This window comes from Acidimicrobiia bacterium, from assembly GCA_040881685.1.
In the GTDB taxonomy this organism is placed as follows: Bacteria; Actinomycetota; Acidimicrobiia; order IMCC26256; family PALSA-555; genus SHVJ01.
Genome location: JBBECS010000015.1, coordinates 67,999 through 88,833, shown reverse-complemented (window position 1 = coordinate 88,833; position 20,835 = coordinate 67,999). Strand labels below are relative to the sequence as shown.

General features: G+C 68.6%; 20 protein-coding genes. 10 read left to right on the top strand and 10 right to left on the bottom strand.

Annotation, left to right across the window (positions count from 1 at the left end):
* Positions 1 to 50 precede the first annotated feature (50 nt).
* Positions 51 to 578: a ribosome maturation factor RimP gene (gene rimP, locus WEE69_03885; protein ID MEX1144429.1), complete on the bottom strand. Its 528-nt coding sequence runs from the start codon at positions 576 to 578 to the stop codon at positions 51 to 53.
* Between the two features lie 217 nt (positions 579 to 795).
* Between rimP and ligD the strand changes: the two genes are divergently transcribed.
* Positions 796 to 1,818 (top strand): non-homologous end-joining DNA ligase, encoded by a 1,023-nt coding sequence (ligD, locus tag WEE69_03880; protein MEX1144428.1) that lies wholly within the window; start codon positions 796 to 798, stop codon positions 1,816 to 1,818.
* Positions 1,818 to 3,041, top strand: coding sequence for a hypothetical protein (locus WEE69_03875; GenBank protein MEX1144427.1), 1,224 nt, complete (start codon positions 1,818 to 1,820; stop codon positions 3,039 to 3,041). Before ligD ends, WEE69_03875 begins: the two co-directional genes overlap by 1 nt.
* A gap of 9 nt (positions 3,042 to 3,050) precedes the next feature.
* On the opposite strand, the gene WEE69_03870 is transcribed toward WEE69_03875, so the two are convergent.
* Together WEE69_03870 and WEE69_03865 are read right to left on the bottom strand one after the other, a co-directional pair.
* Positions 3,051 to 4,115: a hypothetical protein gene (locus WEE69_03870; protein ID MEX1144426.1), complete on the bottom strand. Its 1,065-nt coding sequence runs from the start codon at positions 4,113 to 4,115 to the stop codon at positions 3,051 to 3,053.
* A complete protein-coding gene (locus tag WEE69_03865; protein ID MEX1144425.1) occupies positions 4,112 to 5,176 on the bottom strand; it encodes an ATP-dependent DNA ligase in 1,065 nt (354 codons plus the stop codon). Before WEE69_03865 ends, WEE69_03870 begins: the two co-directional genes overlap by 4 nt.
* Positions 5,177 to 5,223: 47 nt before the next feature.
* Here WEE69_03865 and WEE69_03860 point away from each other — a divergent pair, with 47 nt between their 5' ends.
* Entirely contained in the window at positions 5,224 to 5,964 is a 741-nt protein-coding gene (locus WEE69_03860) for a ZIP family metal transporter (GenBank protein ID MEX1144424.1), read from the top strand.
* 14 nt (positions 5,965 to 5,978) lie between these two features.
* Here WEE69_03860 and WEE69_03855 read toward each other — a convergent pair whose 3' ends face one another.
* Positions 5,979 to 6,584, bottom strand: a complete 606-nt coding sequence (locus WEE69_03855) for a DUF1361 domain-containing protein (protein ID MEX1144423.1) — start codon at positions 6,582 to 6,584, stop codon at positions 5,979 to 5,981.
* Between the two features lie 76 nt (positions 6,585 to 6,660).
* Here WEE69_03855 and WEE69_03850 point away from each other — a divergent pair, with 76 nt between their 5' ends.
* Together WEE69_03850 and WEE69_03845 are read left to right on the top strand one after the other, a co-directional pair.
* Complete coding sequence (locus WEE69_03850) at positions 6,661 to 7,137, top strand: hypothetical protein (GenBank protein MEX1144422.1); 477 nt, start codon at positions 6,661 to 6,663, stop codon at positions 7,135 to 7,137.
* Between the two features lie 42 nt (positions 7,138 to 7,179).
* Positions 7,180 to 7,653, top strand: a complete 474-nt coding sequence (locus WEE69_03845) for a hypothetical protein (GenBank protein MEX1144421.1) — start codon at positions 7,180 to 7,182, stop codon at positions 7,651 to 7,653.
* Here WEE69_03845 and WEE69_03840 read toward each other — a convergent pair whose 3' ends face one another.
* A complete protein-coding gene (locus tag WEE69_03840) occupies positions 7,654 to 9,351 on the bottom strand; it encodes a proline--tRNA ligase (protein MEX1144420.1) in 1,698 nt (565 codons plus the stop codon).
* A gap of 370 nt (positions 9,352 to 9,721) precedes the next feature.
* Between WEE69_03840 and WEE69_03835 the strand changes: the two genes are divergently transcribed.
* The 5 genes from WEE69_03835 to WEE69_03815 are packed head-to-tail and all read left to right on the top strand — an operon-like array spanning position 9,722 to position 15,042.
* Complete coding sequence (locus WEE69_03835) at positions 9,722 to 11,497, top strand: nitrite/sulfite reductase (protein MEX1144419.1); 1,776 nt, start codon at positions 9,722 to 9,724, stop codon at positions 11,495 to 11,497.
* A complete protein-coding gene (locus WEE69_03830) occupies positions 11,494 to 12,201 on the top strand; it encodes a phosphoadenylyl-sulfate reductase (GenBank protein MEX1144418.1) in 708 nt (235 codons plus the stop codon). Before WEE69_03835 ends, WEE69_03830 begins: the two co-directional genes overlap by 4 nt.
* Positions 12,202 to 12,223: 22 nt before the next feature.
* Positions 12,224 to 13,006: a methyltransferase domain-containing protein gene (locus WEE69_03825; GenBank protein MEX1144417.1), complete on the top strand. Its 783-nt coding sequence runs from the start codon at positions 12,224 to 12,226 to the stop codon at positions 13,004 to 13,006.
* Positions 13,007 to 13,016: 10 nt separating this feature from the next.
* Positions 13,017 to 14,252 (top strand): MurT ligase domain-containing protein, encoded by a 1,236-nt coding sequence (locus WEE69_03820; protein ID MEX1144416.1) that lies wholly within the window; start codon positions 13,017 to 13,019, stop codon positions 14,250 to 14,252.
* A complete protein-coding gene (locus WEE69_03815) occupies positions 14,245 to 15,042 on the top strand; it encodes a glutamine amidotransferase (GenBank protein ID MEX1144415.1) in 798 nt (265 codons plus the stop codon). The genes WEE69_03820 and WEE69_03815 overlap by 8 nt, the downstream gene beginning before the upstream one ends.
* A gap of 4 nt (positions 15,043 to 15,046) precedes the next feature.
* On the opposite strand, the gene WEE69_03810 is transcribed toward WEE69_03815, so the two are convergent.
* The 5 genes from WEE69_03810 to WEE69_03790 all read right to left on the bottom strand — a co-directional run bounded on the left by WEE69_03810 (position 15,047) and on the right by WEE69_03790 (position 20,615).
* Entirely contained in the window at positions 15,047 to 15,529 is a 483-nt protein-coding gene (locus WEE69_03810; protein MEX1144414.1) for a GNAT family N-acetyltransferase, read from the bottom strand.
* Position 15,530: 1 nt separating this feature from the next.
* Positions 15,531 to 16,739, bottom strand: a complete 1,209-nt coding sequence (gene ispG, locus WEE69_03805) for a flavodoxin-dependent (E)-4-hydroxy-3-methylbut-2-enyl-diphosphate synthase (GenBank protein MEX1144413.1) — start codon at positions 16,737 to 16,739, stop codon at positions 15,531 to 15,533.
* A gap of 65 nt (positions 16,740 to 16,804) precedes the next feature.
* A complete protein-coding gene (locus WEE69_03800; protein MEX1144412.1) occupies positions 16,805 to 18,028 on the bottom strand; it encodes a M50 family metallopeptidase in 1,224 nt (407 codons plus the stop codon).
* A complete protein-coding gene (gene dxr, locus WEE69_03795) occupies positions 18,025 to 19,146 on the bottom strand; it encodes a 1-deoxy-D-xylulose-5-phosphate reductoisomerase (protein ID MEX1144411.1) in 1,122 nt (373 codons plus the stop codon). The genes WEE69_03800 and dxr overlap by 4 nt, the downstream gene beginning before the upstream one ends.
* Positions 19,143 to 20,615 carry a phosphatidate cytidylyltransferase gene (locus WEE69_03790; protein MEX1144410.1) on the bottom strand — a complete coding sequence of 491 codons (1,473 nt, stop codon included), beginning with the start codon at positions 20,613 to 20,615 and terminating at the stop codon, positions 19,143 to 19,145. The genes dxr and WEE69_03790 overlap by 4 nt, the downstream gene beginning before the upstream one ends.
* Between the last annotated feature and the right edge of the window lie 220 nt (positions 20,616 to 20,835).

Below are 20,835 nucleotides of genomic sequence, written 5' to 3'. Positions count from 1 at the left end.
CCTCGCGGCCGTCCCCGCCACGTGGGGCTGTGCGCAGCTGCGTTCCGTATTCATGAGGAGACCTTGTGCCTGGAAGCGCGCTTGCCCTTGCGCTTCGGCTTGGACTCCGGGCCCCACTCGAAGACGGTGCGCGCCTTGACGACCTCGTCGTACGCGAGGTGCTCGCTGGTGCCGTCGTCGGCGGCGAGGTCGAAACCGCCGTCATCCGCGGCGACGAGCGTGCCCCGCCGACGGCGGGCGTCGGCGCCCGAGCCGGTCTTCACCGACACGATGGCGCCGACCGCGCGGCGGAAGTGCTCAGGCGTGCGCAGGGCGCGCTCAAGCCCTGGGCTCGTCACCTCGAGGGTGTATGAGCCGCGCAGGGCCGACGCAGCGGCGGTGTCGTGGTCGAGGACGCCTGAGAGTGCCTCGGTGGCCGCGGTGATCGCGTCGAGGTCGACGCCGCCATCGCGATCGATCGTCACCCGCAGGATCTGGGTAGGCCCGTTGCCGAGGATCTCGACGTCGTAGACGTGGAGATCGAGACCGGCCAGGCCCGATTCGACGGCTTCGACGAGAGGCTGAGGACGCTCCGTCATCGCGTCTCACCCTCCTTCTCCCGAAAAAAACGACGTGGGCAGCGCCCACGTCGCCAGCGACCGGGGGGTCGCCTCGCCAGCCGAACCGACATCCCATGATACCAGGTCGAATCGTTGCGACTATTGGCCTGACCGGGCACTTTGGGCCCGCGGCGACGGCGACGGCGACGGCATGCCGCCGCCGGGCCTCGGGGGCGCTCACACGTAGCCTGAGCCCATGGCCACGCCGTCGACCGAGCTCGAAGTCTCGGGGCGCGTCGTGCGCATCACGAACCCCGACAAGGTGTTCTTCCCGGCGCGTGGCGAGACCAAGCTGGACCTCGCGCGCTACTTCGTAGCCGTCGGTGAGGGCGCGCTGCGCGGAGTCCGGGAGCGCCCGACGGTCCTGAAGCGCTACCCGAATGGCGCGATGGAGGAGCCGTTCTTCCAGAAGCGCGTGCCCCCACACCGGCCCGAGTGGATCGAGACGGTGCGCGTGACCTTCCCGAGTGGGCGCCACGCCGACGAGCTGTGCCCGATCGACGTGGCCCACGTGGTCTGGGCTGCCAACCTCGGGTGCATCGACCTGAACCCGTGGGCTGTACGCCGCGACGATGTCGACCATCCCGACGAGCTGCGTGTGGACCTCGATCCGCAGCCCGGTGTGGAGTTCGAGACCGTCCGCGAGATCGCGCGGCTGGTACGAGAGGTGCTCGACGAGCAAGGCTACGTCGGGTATCCGAAGACATCGGGCTCACGCGGCATCCACATCAACGTGCGCATCGAGCCACAGTGGGACTTCCTCGAATGCCGGCGCGCCGCCTTGGCGCTGGCTCGCGCCGTCGAGCGACGCGCGCCCACACTCGCCACGTCGAAGTGGTGGAAGGAGGAGCGGGGCGAGCGTGTCTTCATCGACTACAACCAGAACGCCCGCGACCGTACGGTCGCTTCGGCGTACTCGGTGCGCGCCAACCCCGAAGGCCGCGTGTCGTGCCCGATCGAGTGGCCGGAGGTGGATGACGTCGACCCCGCCGACCTGACGATCGCCACGGTCCCGGCCCGGTACGCGGAGCGCGGCGACCCGTCGGCCGCCATCGACGATCACCCGTTCTCGCTCCAACCGCTGCTCGACCTCGCGGCGCGCGACCAGAAGGAAGGCCTCGGCGACGAGCCGTGGCCCCCGCACTTCCCGAAGCAACAGGGCGAACCCCGGCGGGTCCAGCCGAGCAAGGCCAAGAAAGCCACGAAGAAGCAAGGGTGATGGGGCAACGCGTCGGCTCCGCCGTGCGTCGTCCACGTATGAAGCGAGCACTCGTTGTGGGCGCGATCGTCGTCGCGCTCGTTGGCACGAGCCCCGCCAGCGGGGCGGATGTGTCTGGTGGCCCTGTCGATGACATCCGCGCCGCATACGGGCGTGTGCTCAACGAGTCGTTGCCGATGAGCGAGCGGCTCGGCGCCGTGGAAGACGGTTCCAATCTCCGGAAGACGTTGCGCGACTTCGACGCGCTCGAGGAGGTCGTCGACATCCGCTTCAATTCGGTCCAGCTCGCGGTGGATTCGGCGCGAGTGCACGAAGGCGATGCCGAGGTGTACCTCGAGGTGTACGTCGACTACTACATGGTCACCGGTTGGACGGGCGTGGCGCACAAGGTCGACGGGTCGTGGGTCGTGGCTCGCGCCACGATCTGTTCGCTCTTCTTGGAGTGGACACCGGTCCGATGCCCGGGCAGCCTGAAGCGGACGCGCTCCGTGCACGGGCCGAAGGCGAAGACCGAGGTCCGCGGCGGCGACGCGGTGATCCCGTTGACGTTCACAGATGGTGGTCGCGCCGATCTCGTCGTTCCGTCGGACCTCCACCCCGACCGCTGGACGATCCAACCGCGCGCATCGTTGCTGCTCAACGATGAGACCCTGGTGCAGCTCTACTTCGCGCCGGGGCGCGAGCCGGCGCAGCAGCCGGTGCGGACGTACGCCGGCATGCCCGGCCGCGCGGATGTGGCGCTCGACGCCATGAGAGGTCTCGTCGTCCACCTCGATGAGTGGACCGTCTTCGTCCAGGCAGACGTGCTCTCCGAGCGGGAGCGCGAGCTCGTGGCGCGCCACCTCGACGGGTATACGACGAAGGATGGCTTTCCCGTGCTCACGCCGAACGGCCCGCTGGCGTTTCACCGACCCAAGCCGGAGCCAACAACTGGTGTGCAGCTGGCGAAGTCGGCGTTGAACATCGACGAGTCGCTCAACCCGATGGAGCTTCAGTACACCGACGGCGACGACTTCTTCGTGACCATCGTCGTGACGCCAGGACCGTGCCCCACCGAGCTGCAAAAGCCCTATGTGAGCGGCAACTACGGCGCCGAAGAGCGCTGCACCGAGAATGACTTCGGTCGCATCGCGGTCGAAGGCAACGCCGGCCTCCTCGGTCGTCTCATCGAAGAGCTGCGCGTCGAGCGCTATCGAGCCGGGGTCACGACAACGTCCGCGTAGCGCCCCGCGTCAGCGCAGGAGATTTCGACCCGGGATCAGCGGGAGATCGGTCGGCGTCAGTAGGCCTGGAGGCGCCGCGCAGACCGCCGGGATCGCGTTGAGCAAGCGCATGGCCGTCGCGAGCAGGCCGCCGGTGTTGTGGTCGCCGTCGGCACCGACCATCCCGAGCTCCATCGTCCAGCACGGGTCACCGACGATCTCGATCCGGTAGCCACCACCCTTCGGCGGCGCGGGCCACTCCGGCGCGAGGTCGTCACGCAGACGCGTCACGTGCTCGAGCACGATGGCCGGCCGCCCGTTCACGATGCCCTGCACCTCGAATCGCAGCGCGCCGGTCGTCCCGGCTTCGATCGTGCCCGTCGGGATCGAGAAGGTGTCGGGTGCAGGGAGCCGCTCGTGCACCTCGGCGATGTCGTCCAGCGTGGCATTCAGTGCGTCGGCAATGAGCTGCACGGTCGGCCCCCACGTGAGGCGCAGCACACCGGGAGAAAGGATGAGCGGCGTCTCGTCGAGCGGCTTGCCGAACCCGAACATGCCAAAGAGCACGTCGGCCTGGTCGTACGTGTCGTAGTTGAGGTTCTCCTGGATCCGCACCGATTCGATGCGTGAGCACATGCCGGTGAGCGTGAGTGGCAAGAGATCGTTGGCGAAACCGGGATCGATCCCGGACGTGAAGCACGACGCGGTGCCCTCGACACACGCGGCCTCGAGCATCTCCACCTGACGGCGGTCGGCCGCGGGTGGGTACACGAGCGGTACCACCGCGGTGTTGACCACGTTCACTCCCGAGCGCAACACCCGACACAGGTCACGCACCGCTTCGCCCGGACGCAGATCTCCGGTGGCCATGTACGAAACGACGTCGGGTTGCGCGGCGAGCAACGCGTCGACGTCGTCCGTGGCGAGCACACTCGTTGGCGTGTCGAGCACGCACAGCTCAGCCGCGTCGCGTCCGACTTTGTCGGGGCTGTGGACGATCACCCCCGCGAGCTCGAGGTCGGGGTGCTCGATGATGGCGCGCAACGCAAGCCGCCCGACGTTGCCCGTGCCCCACTGCACGACCCGATGCATCAGACCCCAAACACCTCTTTGAGCTCGACGGGAACCGGGGACTCGAGTTGAGCGTAGGTGCACGACGACGGGTCGCGATCGGGACGCCAACGCTGGAAGCGCGCCGTGTGGCGGAACCGATCCCCCTGGAGGTGCTCGTACGCCACCTCGGCCACCCGCTCGGCTCGCAAGGGGGTCCACGACATGTCCTTCTTGGCGTTCCACCGGTTCCCGGCCCCTGGCATGCGGCCCGCGTTCTCCTGCGCGTCGGCCCACTCCTTCCACGGGTGGTCGCGCAACGCGTCCTTCTCCAGCGGCGCCACCTCGGCCTTCAGCTCCTTGCGCATGGGCGCCGCGAAGCTGCTGGCCACGCCGACGTGATGCAGATCCCCCGACTCGTCGTAGAGGCCGAGCAGCAGCGAACCCACACCCGCGCCGTCCTTGTGCTCGCGGTATCCGGCGACGACGCAGTCCGCGGTGCGCAGGTGCTTCACCTTCGCCATCGTTCGCTTGTCTTCCTGATAGGTGTCGTCGAGTCGCTTGGCGACGACACCGTCGAGGCCAGCACCCTCGAAGCGATCGAACCACTGCTCGGCGACCGCCGGGTCGGTGGTCAGCGGCGTGAGGTGCACGGGCGTCTTCGAGTTCTTCAGGATCTTCTCGAGGCGCGCCCGTCGCTCGGAGAACGGCGACGTTCGGAGGTCCTCGTCGCCCTCGGCGAGCAGGTCGAAGGCCACGAACGACACCGGTATCTCGGCGGCGAGCTTGTTGATGCGACTCTCCGCGGGATGGATGCGTTGCGAGAGCAGATCGAAGTCCAGTCCGTCCTCGGTGACGATCACGAGCTCACCGTCGACGACCGCCTGCGGCGGCAATGCATCGCGGAGCGGGCCCAGGATCTCGGGGAAGTAGCGCGTGAGCGGGCGCTCGTTGCGGCTGCCCAGCTCCACGTCGTCACCGTCTCGGAAGACGATGCAGCGAAAGCCGTCCCACTTCGGCTCGTAAGCCCAGGCGTCACCGGTCGGCAGCTCGCGCGTGAGCTTGGCCAGCATCGGCGACACCGGAGGGGTGACCGGGAGGCGCACGTGCGAGACCCTGCCACAACACCGCGCCGGCGCGAGACTCAGTCTGCGTGATCGAAGCAATGCTGTGGGGGCTCGGGGCCGGCTCCTCACTCCTCGTCGGCGCGGGCGCGGTGCTGGGTTGGCCGCGCCTCGGAGAGCCACGGTTCGTCGGCCTCGTCATGGGCTTCGGTGCGGGCACGCTCATCAGCGCTGTGAGCCTCGAGCTCGCGCTCGACGGCTACCGAATCGGCGGTCCGGGCGCGGTGGGGGCCGGTCTGCTTCTGGGCTCGGGCGGCTACTTCGCGTTGGACCGCGCGCTCGACCGTCGCGGTGGCGCGCACAGGAAACACCCCGGACGAGGTTCGGCCGAGGCCAAGGCGTCGGCGATCACGCTCGGCATCGTCTTCGATGGCATCCCTGAGTCCATCGCGATCGGGATCAGCCTGATCGGCGGGAAGGAGATCGGGCTCTCGCTCATCGGCGCGGTGTTCCTCTCGAACATGCCCGAAGCGATCGGCGCGACCGCGTTGTTGCGCGACGCCGGGCACGACCCACGCCGGATCATGATCCGGTGGGCCGCGATCGCTGCGATCAGCGCCCTCGCCGCAGGCGCCGGATATGCGCTCCTCGACGGCGCTTCGAATGAGGTCATCGCCGCGTTCCAGTCGGTCGCTGCGGGCGCGATCCTCGTGATGCTCGCCGACACGATGATCCCCGTGGCGTTCGAAGACGCTGGCCCCACGGTCGGCCTGGCCACGGCAGCGGGATTCGCGACCGCCTTCTTCCTCTCGACGGTCACGGTGGGATGAATCGTTTGCTCGGGTCAGTCGCGACGAGCACCGTGCCACAGGCCCACGAATCCCGTCGCCGTGAACCGCAGGAAGCACGTTGCGGCTGTGATCACGCCGAACGTCGTGAACAGGAGGAGCCAGCTCGCCGGGCGGTCGAGGCGTGAAACCGCGTGACCCACGATGTCGTCGGGCCGGGTCCCGAGCTCCCAGCTGTTGAAGCGGGCAAACCGTCCGAGCAGCACTCCCACAGAGCACATCGCATGCAGTGCGAGCTCGAGTACAAATGCGCGCGAGCGCGTCCATCCTCGGCTGAGTACGTACCGCCGTAGCAGCTCCAGCGAGCCGGCATATGCCGCGAGCCCGACCGCGATGAACGCGGCGTACTGGAAGGCGAGCATGAAGTTCGCGGCTTCGTTCCCTCGCAAGCCGAGCGCGTCGTGCTTCAAGTGGATCAGGTCGGTGATCACGTACGGACCGTTCGGGAGGAACGCGAAGAAGACCACGACGCCGAGCCACCAGAGGGGGCGGTGGTGCGCTCGCCGCGGGCCGGTGAACAAGAAGACCGCGAACCCGAGCGGGATCAGCGCGAGGAACGCATTCCACGCCATCCAGGGCCCGTTGCCCAGGAGCACGTACACGCGCGGGAGTCTATGGACGGGTTGTGCAGATGGTGTGAAGAGTCCGTGGAGGATCCCAGACACCTAGGTTTGCTGTGTGGAGATAGCGCAGCGGGAACGCCAGCGCGGGCTGCTGTGGAGCGTGATCGCCGGGGTCGCGTTGGGTGCGATCGGGATCGCTCTGTTCGTGCATTTCGACGAAGACTTGTGCGGGACCAGCGCTCAGATACTCCAAACGCGGGTCGCGTGGACACTCGTCGTCTTTGGGCCACTCGTCGGTTGCTTCGCGTTCCCGCTGTTCTGGAGGCGCCGCCCCGAGGTTCGTCCGGTCGCGGGGTTCTGGGTCGGGGCCGCGTCTTTCGTTCTGGGTGGGATCGTCTGGGCTGTCTGGGACGAAGCACTCGAGCTGTCGGACCCGGAGGTGTCCCTGGTCGTGCCGTTCGTGGTGTGGTTCGTGTGGCGCGCCCGGCGACCGCCCGAGCCCGGACAGCTCCGCGGTTACTTGCTCGGTTTCACGACCGGCCTCGCGATCATGCTGTCGCTCATCACCTACTTCCTCGAAACGTGCTCCTGACACGGGTGACGTCGGGCCGAGGTCGCGCCCTAGGTTTGCCGCGTGGACCGGGCGGAGGCCGAGCGGCTGCGCATCCTGGCGTTCTGGGCGATCCTCGGTCTCGCGCTCGGAGTCGGTGCCCTCGTCTGGCACGTGAGCCTCGACAGGTTCGCAAGGTGCGGCTTCAACGACGAGATGCAGGCCTTCCGCGTCAGCTTGGTCCTCATCGTGATCGGCCCGTACATCGGATGCATCGCGCTTCCCGTCCTGTGGAGGCGCCCTCCTGAGAAGCGGATCCGCGCCACCTTCCTGCTCGGTTTCGCAAGCTCCGTGCTCACCGGGATCGCCTTCAGCAGCTCGACTGACTATGACGTCGGTGTCGGCGACTACTTGACCTTCTTGCTCCCGCTGGTCGGTCTGATCGCGGTGTGGCGGGGAGGGACGAAGCCCGGAAGGATCGGCGGCTACGTCCTCGGCGCTGCCACCGTCCCCGCCCTCTTCTTCATCCTCTTCGCCGTGGCCGATACCTGTTCGTAGTTAGTGGCGTAATGCGGTGGCCGCCAATGCGAGCGGAAGCTCGTCGTCTTCGCCGGTCTTGCGGTTGCGGCGCTCGACGATGCCGCGAGCGACGCCTTTGGAGCCGAGCGTCAAGCGGACGGGCATGCCCAACAGGTCGGCGTCGGCGAACTTCACGCCCGGGCTCGCGTCGCGGTCGTCGTAGAGAACAGCGACGCCTGCGGCGATCAGCTCGTCGTAGAGCTGGTCGGCCGCTTGGGTCACCGCACCGGTGTCCTTGCCCTTGCCGGTGATCGCAACGAGATGCACGTCGTACGGTGCGAGCGCCGCGGGCCAGGTGATGCCGTGCTCGTCGTGGTGCTCTTCCACGACCGCCGTCACGATCCGCGAGATTCCGATGCCGTAGCAACCCATGACCATCGGATGCTGCTCGCTGTCCTCGTCGGTGTAGAGCGCGCCGAGCGCCTCTGCGTACTTCGTGCCGAGCTGGAACACCTGCCCGACCTCGATGCCACGATCGATCGACAACGGCGAGCCGCAACGAGGACATGGGTCCCCGGCCACAACCGTGACGAGGTCGGCCCATTCGGCCACCTCGAAGTCGCGGCCGAGGGCCGCGTTGCGCACGTGGTGGTCGATCTCATTGGCGCCAGTCACCCACGGTCCGGAACGGACGAGTGGATCGGCGATCACGAGGGCGACGCCCGGCGCGTCCGGACCGATGTAGCCCTTGGTGAGCTGCGGGTGGGCCGCGAAGTCTTCGTCCTCGAACAGCCGGGCGGAGCGCGGTGCCACCGCCTGTGCCAGGGCGGCAGGATTGATGTCGCGATCACCGGGTACGAGCGCGAGCGCGACCTCACCGTCGAGATCGAACGCCATCGACTTCAGGAGCCGATCGGCCGGGACGCCGAGGTGCTCGGCCACAGCGGCGATGCCCGGCATGCCGGGGGTGTGCACCGTCTCGCGGGCCGCGGGCTCCTCGTCGTTCTGCGCCTCGGTCACGCCCCGACGCGCAACTTCCGCGTTGGCGGCGTAGTCACATTTCTGGCACCACACGACGTCGTCCTCGCCTACCGTGGCCATGGCCATGAACTCGTGGTTCACGTCTCCACCGATCTCGCCCGACTCGCCTTCGACCGCTCGGAACGTGAGGGCACAGCGCGTGAACACGCGTGAGTACGCGTCGTACATGTCTTGATACGCACGGTTGAGATCGTCGGCGTCGACATGGAAGGAGTAAGCATCCTTCATGAGGAACTCTCGTGCGCGCAGGAGCCCGAACCGAGGACGCAGCTCGTCGCGGTACTTCCAGTTGATCTGGTACAGGTTCACCGGTAGGTCGCGGTAGCTCGAGTACTCGCCCGCGACGATGGTGGTGATCACCTCTTCAGCCGTCGGCGACAAGCAGAACTTCGCTTCCTTGCGGTCCTCGAGGCGGAACATCAGCGGCCCGTACCCCTCGTCACGACCCGTGGTCGCCCACAGCTCCAGCGGCTGCGTGATCGGCATCGTCATCTCCTGGGCGCCGGCGGCGTCCATCTCCTCGCGCACGATCTGGGCGACCTTGCTCAGCACCCGCTGACCCAGGGGCAGCCAGGCGTAGATCCCGCTCGCGACCTGCCGGATGCATCCGGCCCGCAGCAGCAATCGATGGCTGGCGATGTCGGCACCGGCCGGGTCGTCCCGCAGCGTGCGCAGGAAGAGCCGGGACATCCGCATCGCAGCGAGGCTAGGGCTCCACCCGGCGAGGGGCTGTGGATATGGGCTTCCGCCGGGGCCACAAATACGACCTCTCTGCTGGTATTTGACGGCTGGAGTGTCTACGCTGGCTCTCGTGATCCGGGACCGCGGTGCGCCATCGATCTCGATGGGCCGTACGCCGCACGAGATGCATGACGAGATGTGTCGTCGCGCTCTCCCGGGTCGCGCCCGCTAACACAGCGCCCGCGCCCCGCCTCCCCACCCCCTCTTCCCGGGAGCCGCGCGTGTCCAGCACCACCTCCGCTCACCATCTGAACGAGACGCAGCTTTGCCCTGGCCGGATGGCCGGGAGGGCGAAGCGAAGTCGACCAATGAAGCAGGAATCGTCATGAGCATCGACGTCACCTCTCTGCGCGTCCGCCCGCTCGAGCCCGAGATCGAGGCCGAGCTCGATCGCTTCGAGGACGGCGTGCGCCGCTACCTCGCCGAGGAGATCGACGAGGACGCCTTCCGCGTGTTCCGCCTGAACCAGGGCGTCTACGGCCAACGCCAAGGCGGGCACCACCAGATGCTGCGCGTGAAGATCCCCTACGGGCGCGTCGAGCCCGACCAGCTCGAGATGATGGGCTACATCGCCGAGAACTTCTCGCGCGGCTGGGGTCACCTCACCACTCGTCAGAACGTGCAGTTCCACTTCGTCGCGCTCGAGCAGACGCCCGAGGTGCTGCGCCTCCTCGCTTCGGTCGGGATGACCAGTCGCGAGGCGTGCGGCGACACCGTTCGCAACGTTGCCGGCTGCCACCTCGCCGGCGCGTGCCCTTACGAGGTGCTCGACATCAGCCCGTGGGCCGAGGCCGCCAAGGACCTCTTCCTGCGCAACCCGATCGCGCAGCGCCTCCCGCGCAAGTTCAAGATCAACTTCTCGGGCTGCGCCACCGACTGTGGTCAAGCGATGTTCAACGACGTCGGTGTGATCGCGGTGAGCCGACCGCTGCCCGACGGCAGCGTGGAGCCCGGCTTCCGGGTGTTCATGGCGGGTGGGCTCGGCGCCAACCCCCATCCGGCGCAGGCGCTCGAGGAGTTCACCTCCCGCGACGACTTGCTGCCGACGATCGAGGCGATCCTGCGCGTGCAGGACCACCACGGCAACCGCGACAACAAGCTGCGGGCGCGCCTCAAGTGGCTCGTCGACACGATGGGTATCGACGAGCTGCGTGAGCGGATCGTCAAGGAGCGCAAGTTCCTGATCGCCTCGGCCACGTATCCGGGCGGCATCCCCGCGCCAGTCGCCGAGCACGGCGACGCGCCCGCGGGCATGAGCACGACGCCGGCCGACGGCGTGCCCGTCGAGTTGAGCGGTCTTGACCCGTACCGCAAGTGGGAGCTCGCCAACGTGGTGCGCGGCCGGGCGAACGGCACCGTGAGCGCGTACGCGTACTGCCGGCTCGGTGACATCACCACCGCACAGTTCCGTGGGCTCGCCGCCGTGCAACAGGACTTCGGCGTCGAGATCCGCATCACGAACCGGCAGAACTTCGTGCTACGCGGCCTCACCGAGGAGCAGCTCCCCACCCTCTACGAGCGGTTGGCTGCACTCGACATGGCCGAAGCGGGCACCGAGCTCGCTCGTGACGTGGTGGCGTGCCCGGGTGCCGACACCTGCAACCTCGCAGTCACGCAGTCGCGTGGGCTCGCCGCCGACATCGGTCGTGCGCTCGACGACGCCGGGCTGGCCGAGGTCGGCGGCGTGCGCGTCAACATCTCCGGCTGTACCAACTCGTGCGGCCAGCACCACATCTCCGACATCGGGTTCTGCGGGCTCGAGCGGCGCGCGCACGGCCGTTCTGCGCCGGGTTATCAGATGCTGCTCGGCGGGCGCGTCGGGCAGATGGAGATCGCGTTCGGCGAGAAGGCCACGAAGGTTCCCGCCAAGGCGGCCGCCGAGGCCGTCGTACGGGTGGTGGGTCGGTTCGCGGGCGAACGGTCGGCGGGCGAGACGTTCACCGACTGGCTCGACCGCAGCGGTGGCGCCAAGAGCGTCGGCGACGGGTTGAAGGACCTCGATGAGTTCCCCGCACCCGACGACCGGCCCGAGTTCTACGTGGACTTCGACGAGACCGGCCCGTACGAGGCGTCGGTCGGCGACTCGGAGTGCGCCACGTGAGCGCGCTGCCGGTCACCACCGAGGAGGACCTCGACACTCCACGCGAGCTGCTCGATCTCGCCGAGCTCGCGGCCGTCTCTCGGAAGTTCGAGACGGCGCCGGCCACGTCGGTCATCTCGTGGGCGTGGGAGACCTTCGGTCCCGAAGTCACGCTCGCGTCGTCGTTCCAGGACTGCGTGCTGCTCGACCTCGCCATGCAGGTCGCGCCGGAGATCGAAGTGGCATTCCTCGACACCCAGTACCACTTCGCCGAGACGCTCTGGTACGTGGAGCACGTGCGTGAGCGCTACGACCTCAACCTCAACATCGTCCGACCCGCCATCGACCCCGATGACCGTTGGAAGACCGACATCGACACCTGCTGCGCGGCCCGCAAGGTCGGTCCGCTCGAGCGCGCGCTCGTAGGCAAAAACGCGTGGATGTCGGGTTTGCGGCGCTCAGAGACGCCGGCGCGGGCAAACGCGCCGATCGTGTCGTTCGACCTCGGCCGCGGCATGGTGAAGGTCAACCCGATCGCCACGTGGACCGAGGACGACGTCCGTCAGTACGAGGCCGATCGCGAGCTCCCGCGCCATCCGCTGCACGATCGGGGCTACGGCTCGATCGGCTGCTGGCCATGCACGGTGCCCGTCGCCGACGGCGAGGACCCCCGAGCCGGTCGCTGGGCTGGCACCGGCAAGCTGGAGTGCGGCCTGCACGCCTGAGCACGTCTGGCAACATCCACGTGTGACGAGTGGTGTCCCGGACGTCGCCGCGCGGGGGTTCAGCGCCACCGCGGAGCAGTACGAGCAGTACCGACCGTCGTATCCGGCCGACGCGGTCGCGTGGCTCCTCGAGCACTGCCGGGTGACACCCGGCGCGACCGTGTGCGACCTCGGCGCGGGCACCGGCAAGTTCACCCGTCTCCTCGTGGGCAACGGCGCCGACGCGGTGGCCGTGGAGCCGCTGCCGGAGATGCTCGCAATCCTGCACCGAGAGCTCCCCGAGGTTCCCGCCGTGAACGCGCTGGCCGAAGCCATGCCGTTCGCCAGCGGCACGCTCCACGCGATCACGGCGGCACAGGCGTTCCACTGGTTCGACCTCGACCGCGCGCTCGCTGAGCTGCACCGAGTGCTCGTACCTGGTGGGCGCGTTGGTGTGATCTGGAACAGCTGGGACGACTCCGTCGCATGGGTTCGCGACGTACGCGACGTGATGGCGCAGGACGCGTCGGAACAGTGGCTCAAGAACCACCTCGACGACCGTTGGCTGCACGATGCCCTACGCCACTCGCAGCACTTCGGGGACGTTCACAGCACCACGTTCCGTCAGACCCACACGGCACCTCGTGGCGGCGTGCGCGAGGAGTTGGTGGCGCGGATGGCAACGTCGAGCCACATCGCCGTCAAGACGCCGGAGGAACAGAAGGTCGTCCTTGACCAGGTGCGCGCGATCATCGATGCGGTCGACGCCGACGACCTCGACTTCCCCTACCGCGTCGACGTGTACTGGTTCGAGCGCCGGTCATGAGCGGGCGGTCATGAAGCGGTCGGCCCGCACTCGGATCGGCATCGCCGCGGGCCAGTTGGCCGGATGGCTGTCGCGCACGTTGACCCGGGGCCAGGGTGCGACGATCAGCGGCCGGGTCATCAACAAGATCGCGCCCCAGGCGCTCGAGGAGCTGGCTCACGGGCAACGGGTCACACTCGTCTCGGCCACCAACGGCAAGACGACGACGACCCGGTTCCTCGCGACCGCGCTCGCGGCCGCCGGCCGCACGGTCACCACCAACTCCACGGGCGCCAACCTCACCTCGGGCATCGCGCCGACGCTCGCCAAAGCGAACGGGGATGGCGACGCGGTGCTGGAGGTCGACGAGCGCGTCCTCCCCCGGATGGTGGACCCGCTGGACGCTGAGCTGCTCGTGCTCGGCAACCTCTCCCGCGATCAGCTCGATCGCTACGGCGAGGTGCACGCCGTGAGCGAGTCGTGGCGGCGCACGACCGAGGCGCATGCCGCGCTCGCGGTGGTGGCGAACGCGTCGGACCCACATGTGGTCTGGGCTGCGACGCCGGCCAAGGTCACGTGGGTTGCGCTCGGGATCGGTTGGCGATCCGACGCCGCGACCTGCCCGCAGTGCGGCGCACTGCTCCAGTGGTCGACCGACCGCTTCGACTGCCCCGGATGCGACCTCGTCCAGCCCGACACGCCGAACCGTCTCGACGGCACGGACCTGGTCCTCGACGACACCAGGATCCCGTTGGACGTCGCGCTCCCCGGAAGGTGGAACTTCGGCAACGCGGCGCTGGCCGTGACCGCGGCGGCCCATCTCGGGGTGGACCCGAGCACGGCCGCTCGATCCCTCAGCAGCGTCACGAGCGTCGCGGGCCGGTACATGTCGGTGCCGATCGGCGACGGACGCCAAGCTCGGGTGTTGCTCGCCAAGAACCCCGCGGGCTGGACGGAGGTGCTCCGCTACCTGCACGATCGCAACACGGCCGTCGTGATCGCGGTGAACGCGCGGGTGGCCGACGGCAAGGACCCCTCGTGGTTGTGGGACGTGCCGTACGAGCTGCTGCGCGGCAAGCACGCCGCGGCCGCCGGCGACCGCCGCCTGGACGTTGCGGTGCGCCTTCGCTACGCGGAGGTCGAGCACGAGATCGAGCGTGATCCGATCGCGGCTGCGCAAGAGCTCGAGGGTGACGAGGTGCACATCGTGGCGTCGTACACCCAGTTCTCCGCGCTGTACCGGAAGTTCGGAGCCGGCAGTGAGTAGCACCCCAAGCACCCGCGACTCCGCCGTGCGGATCGGGTTGATCTATCCCGAGCTTCTCGGGACGTACGGAGACCGCGGCAACGCGGTCGTGCTCGTCCAGCGCTCGCGCTGGCGGGGCATCCCGGCCGAGCTCGTCGAGGTGGACGCGGGCCAACCCATCCCCGACTCACTCGACGTGTACATCTTCGGTGGCGGCGAAGACGACCCCATGGAGATGGCCGCGGCCGGGATGCGAGAGTCCAAGCCCAGCATCGAGCGCGCGCACGCCAACGGCGCCGTCGTGCTCGCGGTGTGCGGCGGATACCAGCTCATCGGTCACCGCTACATCGCCGCCGACGGCGAGATCCTCGAAGGCATGGGGATGGTCGACCTCGAGACTCGAGCCGGGGCGCCCCGCTTGATCGGCGAGATCGTCGCCAAGCCCATGACCAACGACGCGTGGGGCGAGTTCGGCCCACCACATGCGCTCACCGGGTTCGAGAACCACGGCGGACGCACGACACTCGGGCCCGGTCTCACGCCCCTCGGCGAAGTGCTCGCCGGCGGCGGCAACGGTGACGGCAGCGGCACCGAAGGCATGCTGGCGGAGCGAGTCATCGGGACCTACCTGCACGGTCCCGTGCTGGCGCGCAACCCGGAGCTGGCCGATCGGATGATCGCCTGGGTCGCTGGGAACATCCCCCCGCTCGACGCCACGCTGGAGCAGCGCCTGCGCGCCGAGCGCCTCGACGCCGGCATGGTTCGCGGTGCACACAAGTGGTGGCGCGACAAGATGCTGGCCCGGGGTTGATCTCCTAGAGCGGCTTGAAGTACCGGGAGATCGGGAGCAGCTCGAAGCCGGCTTGCTCGTATGTGCGCCGAGCTGGCGCGTGTCCGGGATCGCCGCCGGTCTCGACCATCGCGACGGTCATCCCCTCGCCCTTCATCCACCCGAGCGCGAACTCAGTCAACGCCGCTCCGACACCGCTGCGCTGGTGATCAGGGTCGACCGCGAGCATGAAGATCTCGCCGAGTCGTTGCTGCTCATGCAGCTCGACGACCACGAACCCGCCGATACTGCCGTCGACCTTGGCCACCCACGCCTGTCCGTCGTGCGCCGCACACGCTGCTTCGACGTCTCGGCGCTGATCCACCTGCCAGTCCGGATGGAGCCGTTCGTAGATGTCGGCACGCATCACTTGCTCGAGCGACGCGAAGTTCGGAGCCCACGCCCGTAGCGACAGCTGCACCACCGCCTCGATGTCGTGGTCATCGAGGGGCCGAATGCTCGGTGCCACGTCAGCCTTCGGCGATCTCGCGGATCTTCTCGATCTTCTCTTGGTCGTGGTTGGCGTCGGTGCCCTGGATCTGGAGGAGCTCTTCGCGTGTCTCGGCGGCGATGCGCTCGGCGTCGACGTCGGCCGCAGCGATGCGCGCGTCGATCCCCTCTTCCATGATGCGCTCGGCCTCTTCGACGAGCGCGCTGACCATCTCGGCTTCGGGCACCACGCGCACCACGTGACCGCGGACGAACAGGTGGCCCTTGCCCCGCCCGGCCGCGATCCCCAGGTCGGCGCCGCGCGCCTCGCCGGGCCCGTTCACAACACAGCCCATCACCGCGACCTGGAGCGGGATCTTGCGACCCTCGAGCGCAGCCTGCGCATCCTTGGCCACCTTGATCACGTCCACCTCGGCGCGCCCGCAGCTCGGGCACGCGATGAGGTCCAGGCCCTTGCGCTCGCGCAGCCCCATGGCTTCGAGCAGCGTGCGCCCGGCCTGCGCCTCCTCGACGGGATCGGCAGTGAGCGAGAAGCGGATCGTGTCGCCGATGCCCTCGGCCAGCAGCGCGCCGATGCCCGCGGTGGACTTCACCAACCCGGCCGGCGGTGGCCCAGCCTCGGTGACGCCGAGGTGCAGCGGGTGGTCGACGGTGTCCGAGAGCAGACGGTAGGAATCGATCATCAGGGCGACGTTCGACGCTTTCACCGAGATCTTCACGTCGTCGAAGTCGACCTCCTGGAAATACGCGAGCTCGCGCACGGCCGACTCCACGAGCGCTTCTGGTGTGGCGCCACCATGACGCTCGAAGATCTCGGGGTCGAGGCTGCCGGCGTTGACACCGATGCGGATGGCCAGACCGCGGTCGCGCGCCTCGGCCGCGACCGCCTTGATCTGGTCGGGCTTGCGGATGTTGCCGGGGTTGAGGCGCAACCCGTGCACACCCGCCTCCATCGCGGCGAGCGCGAGCCGGTACTGGAAGTGGATGTCGGCGATGATCGGCACGGGCGAGCGGGGCACGATCTGCGCGAGCCCTTCGGCCGCCGCCTCCTCGTTGCACGTGCAACGCACGATGTCGCAGCCCGCCGCCGCGAGGGCGTAGATCTGCGCCAGTGTGCCGTCGACGTCGGCGGTCTTCGTGGTGGTCATCGACTGCACCGAGACTGGCGCGTCGCCGCCGATCGCCACGGAGCCGACGTGCACCTGGCGGGTCTTGCGGCGCGGCTCCATGACGACCAGCCTACGGGGACGACGACGACAGACTCCTGCCGGCGAACTTGAAGATCTCGTGCAGGCTAGGAACCGATGGCGTCGCGGATGTCGAGGAACATCGCACTGAGCCCGAGCGTGAGGAAGATCGCGAGCACCACCGCGGTCATAGGCAGGAGCTTGCGGTAGTCGGCCTGCACGCGCCGACCCTTCACCTTCGACGCGATCGCTTCGTACACGACGATCGCCGCGTGGCCTCCGTCAAACGGCAGCAACGGAAGCGTGTTGAAGAGTGCCAGCACGAGACTGATCGCACCCAACAGGAACAGCAGCTTGAGGATGTCGCCGTCGATGATGTCGCTGCCGGTATCGACGATGCCCACCAGCGAACGCGGCCGCGCCTGCGCCTCCGGTGAACCTGCCTTCGGGGCATCCGAGGTGAAGTTCTTGCTGTAGTCGGAGATGCCTTCGGGTGAGAAGAGGTTGACGAGCCCGGTCGCGGTGCCGGCAGTCACGTCACCGAGCGTGCGGAAACTTTCGGGAACAGCTTCGAGCACGCCGACGGTGTGTGACTCGTAGATCGGAGCGATGCCGAGGAAGCCTTGGCCGTTACGAGCTTTGGGCGTGGCCTCGAGCTCCATACGCTCACCGCGGCGCACGACGGTGAACATGGTGGGCTCGTTCGGGCTCGCCTCGATCCTACGAACAAGGGCGTCCCATCCGCGCACGGGCGTGCCGTCGAGGGCCACGATGCGATCACGCGGGCGGAAGCCGGCGGCTTGGGCCGAACTGTTGTCGACAACGTATTGCACGCGCGTACCGGGGCCGTCGGGGATCTTTCCCCCGCCCGCGTAGAACGCGAAGAAGAGCACCAGCGCTAGAAGCACGTTTACCGTGACTCCGGCCATCACGACGATAAACCGGTTCTTGGCCGACGCGCGCCGGTACGTGCGGTGCTCGTCGGCCGGGTCGACCTCCTCGATGTTGGTCATCCCGACGATGCGGACGTAGCCACCGAGCAGGACTGCCTTCACACCGAACTCGGTCTCACCGCGCTTGAACGACCAGAGCTTCGGGCCGAACCCGAGGAAGAACTCGGTGGCCTTCATCCCGGTGCGCTTCGCGGCGAAGTAGTGACCGGCCTCGTGCAACATCACCATCACGACGATGCCGAAGATGATCGCCAGCGCGTCGCGGCTGCCCGGCCGGAAGATCGCGAGCCCGACGAGCCCCACGACGATGGCGAGGAGAATGAGCGCGGCGCCGCGCCGGTTGACGTCGGCAGACGCTTCTTCGAGGGGGTCCTTCACGCTGCGGTCCGATGCTCGATCTGCTCGACGACGTGGCGGGCGCGCTCACGGGCAACGCGGTCCGCTTCGAGAACGTCGGCCACGTCGGTGATGTTCCCCGAACCCTGGGCGAGGACGGTCGCGTTCACCTCAGCGATACCCAGCCACGGGATCCGTCGATCCAGGAATGCGGCCACCGCCACCTCGTTGGCGCCCGAGAGCGTTGCCGGCGCCCCACCGCCGGTGCGACCGGCTTCGTAGGCGAGGGGGAGGCACGGGAAAGCATCGACATCCGGGGTCTCGAACGTGAATGAGCCGACCGCGGTCCAGTCGATGGCGCCGAAGGGCTCGTCGAGCCGATCGGGGGCGCCGAGGGCGAGCCCGATCGGCAGGCGCATGTCGGGCATCGAGAGCTGGGCCACGGTGGCGCCGTCGGTGAACTCGACCATGCCGTGCACCACCGACTGCGGGTGCACGACGACGTCGACCTGGTCGTAGTCGACCCCGAACAGCTCGTGCGCCTCGATGACCTCGAGACCCTTGTTCATGAGCGTCGAGGAGTCGATGGTGATCTTCGCTCCCATGTCCCAGGTCGGATGTTTGAGCGCGTCTTCGACGGTCACGAGCTCGAGCTCCGATCGTGTCTTGCCTCGGAACGGGCCGCCGCTCGCGGTGAGGATGACGCGCGCGACCTCGTCGCGACGACCACCGCGCAACGCTTGATACACCGCCGAGTGCTCGGAGTCGACGGGGACGATCTCGCCCCCGCCCCGGGAACGCGCCGCGTTCACGACCGGTCCGCCGGCGATGAGGCTCTCCTTGTTCGCGAGCGCGAGGCGCTTGCCGGCCTCGAGCGCGGCGATCGTGACCGGGAGACCGGCGAAGCCCACGACGGCGTTGAGCACCACGTCGACCTCGGGCAACGCGGCGAGCTCGGCCAGCGAGTCGGGCTCGGGCGCGGCGCGCACATGCTCGTCGGCCACGCCGAACTCGGCGGCCTGCGCGGCGAGCAGCGCGGTGTTACGACCGGCCGCGAGCGCGACGACCTCGTAGTGCTGGCGGTGACGGCGGATGACATCGAGCGCCTGCGTGCCGATCGAGCCGGTCGACCCGAGCACGGCGATGCGCCGCGGGGTCACGTGAACAGGTGGGCAGCCCAGTAGAAGGCCAGCGGCAGCGTGAAGAGGATGGCGTCGAACCTATCGAGGAAGCCACCGTGGCCGGGCAGCACCCCGCCGAGATCCTTCACGCCGAGGTCACGCTTGATCATCGACTCCACGAGGTCGCCGAGCGGCGCGGTGATCGCCACGAGGAGGCCGAGCACAATCCCGGCACCGATCCCCTTGTCGGCCCAGGGGTGCAGCACGCTCCCCACCACGCCGCCGAGCACCACCGCGGTGACCGCGCCCGCAACCAACCCCTCCACGGTCTTGTTCGGAGAGATGCGCGGCAGCAGCGGCGTGCGCCCCATCGACCGACCCGCGAAGTAGCCGACGACATCGGAGCCGACCGCGCAGATCGCGACTCCGAGGAGAAAGCCGGTGCCGTTGACTGGATCCGCGAGGAAGATCCCGGCGTAGGAGCCGAAGATGCCGACCCAGGCCACCGGGAGCAGCGTGAGACCGATGTTCATGAGCGGGCGTGCGTGCACGACCTCGAACAGATACCAGAGGAAGGTGAACGCGCTGACGAGGAACAGCCCCATGATGATCCCGCGCTCGCCTTGCTCGTACCCGAGCGGCACCAGCGCGGCGCTGCCCACGAGACCGAGGAGCGTGGCCGGCTGGTATCCGGCGCGCTGGAACGCGGCGTAGAGCTCGAACGCGCAGAGCCCGACGATGACCGTGACCAGGATCATGGCGATGGTCTCGCCCGCCGCGAACGCAGCCAGGCACAATCCCGCGACGATGATCCCCGTGATCAGGCGCGGCCCGACTTCGGGGCCGCCGCCTTCTTCCTCGTATCCCTCGTACTCGTAGCCCTCGGCGGAGCCACCTTCGTACCCGTCGGCGTAGCCGCCGTGGTACCCGTCGTGGGGCCCGACCTGAGGCGGGCCTTCCAACGAGCCCGGGCCTGCCGGCGGCGCGGGCGGCGCGTCTTGGGCGGCGTTGCGCCCTCGGCGGCCGCGACGACCGCGACGCGGCGGGGCGACGTCCTCGTGCTGGTCGAGCGAGTCGTCCAGCGCGCCCACGCCCATGGTCTCGTCCTTGGAGAGCTCGCCTTCCGCCCAGTCGCCGTCGGACCAGTCGGCGCCGCCGGAGCGGAAGCGAGGGCCGCTGGGCCCGCTCACCTGGGCCCAGGGCTCGAAGTCGTCGTCGGGGGCGCCGCCGAGCACACGGGGCAACTGGCCCGTCGGCGGCTCGGTCCAGTGGGGCAGCTCGGTCGAGCTGTCGTCACGGCCTTGGCGCCGCCTCCGGGGCGCGGGCTCCTCGGAGAAGTCACCAGACTCACCCGGCAGCGGGAACCGACCGCCGGGGCGGCGGGGTGCGGCCGCCGGGGGCTCCGGTGGCAGCTCGACGCCGGGTTCACCGACCACCCGGACCCCTTCGCCAGGGGCCTTGGGCACCCAGTCGTCGTCGACGAAGTCGTCGTCCCGCCAGTCAGACATAGGGCCACCAGGGTAGACGCCGGGCGAAATGAGCGAAAGCCGCGTGGCCCGTGTTGTTGGTGTGGCTAAAGGGGTTTTCTGCCGGAGCGCGGCCCCTCGGCTCGCCCCGGGTGGCTTTGCCGCCCCGGAACTGCCGGGAGGACGAGACCTCGAGCAGCTCTCGCTCCTCCCCATGGGTCGCTCCAAGCGGCTCGCTACACCTCGAGCAGCTCTCGCTCCT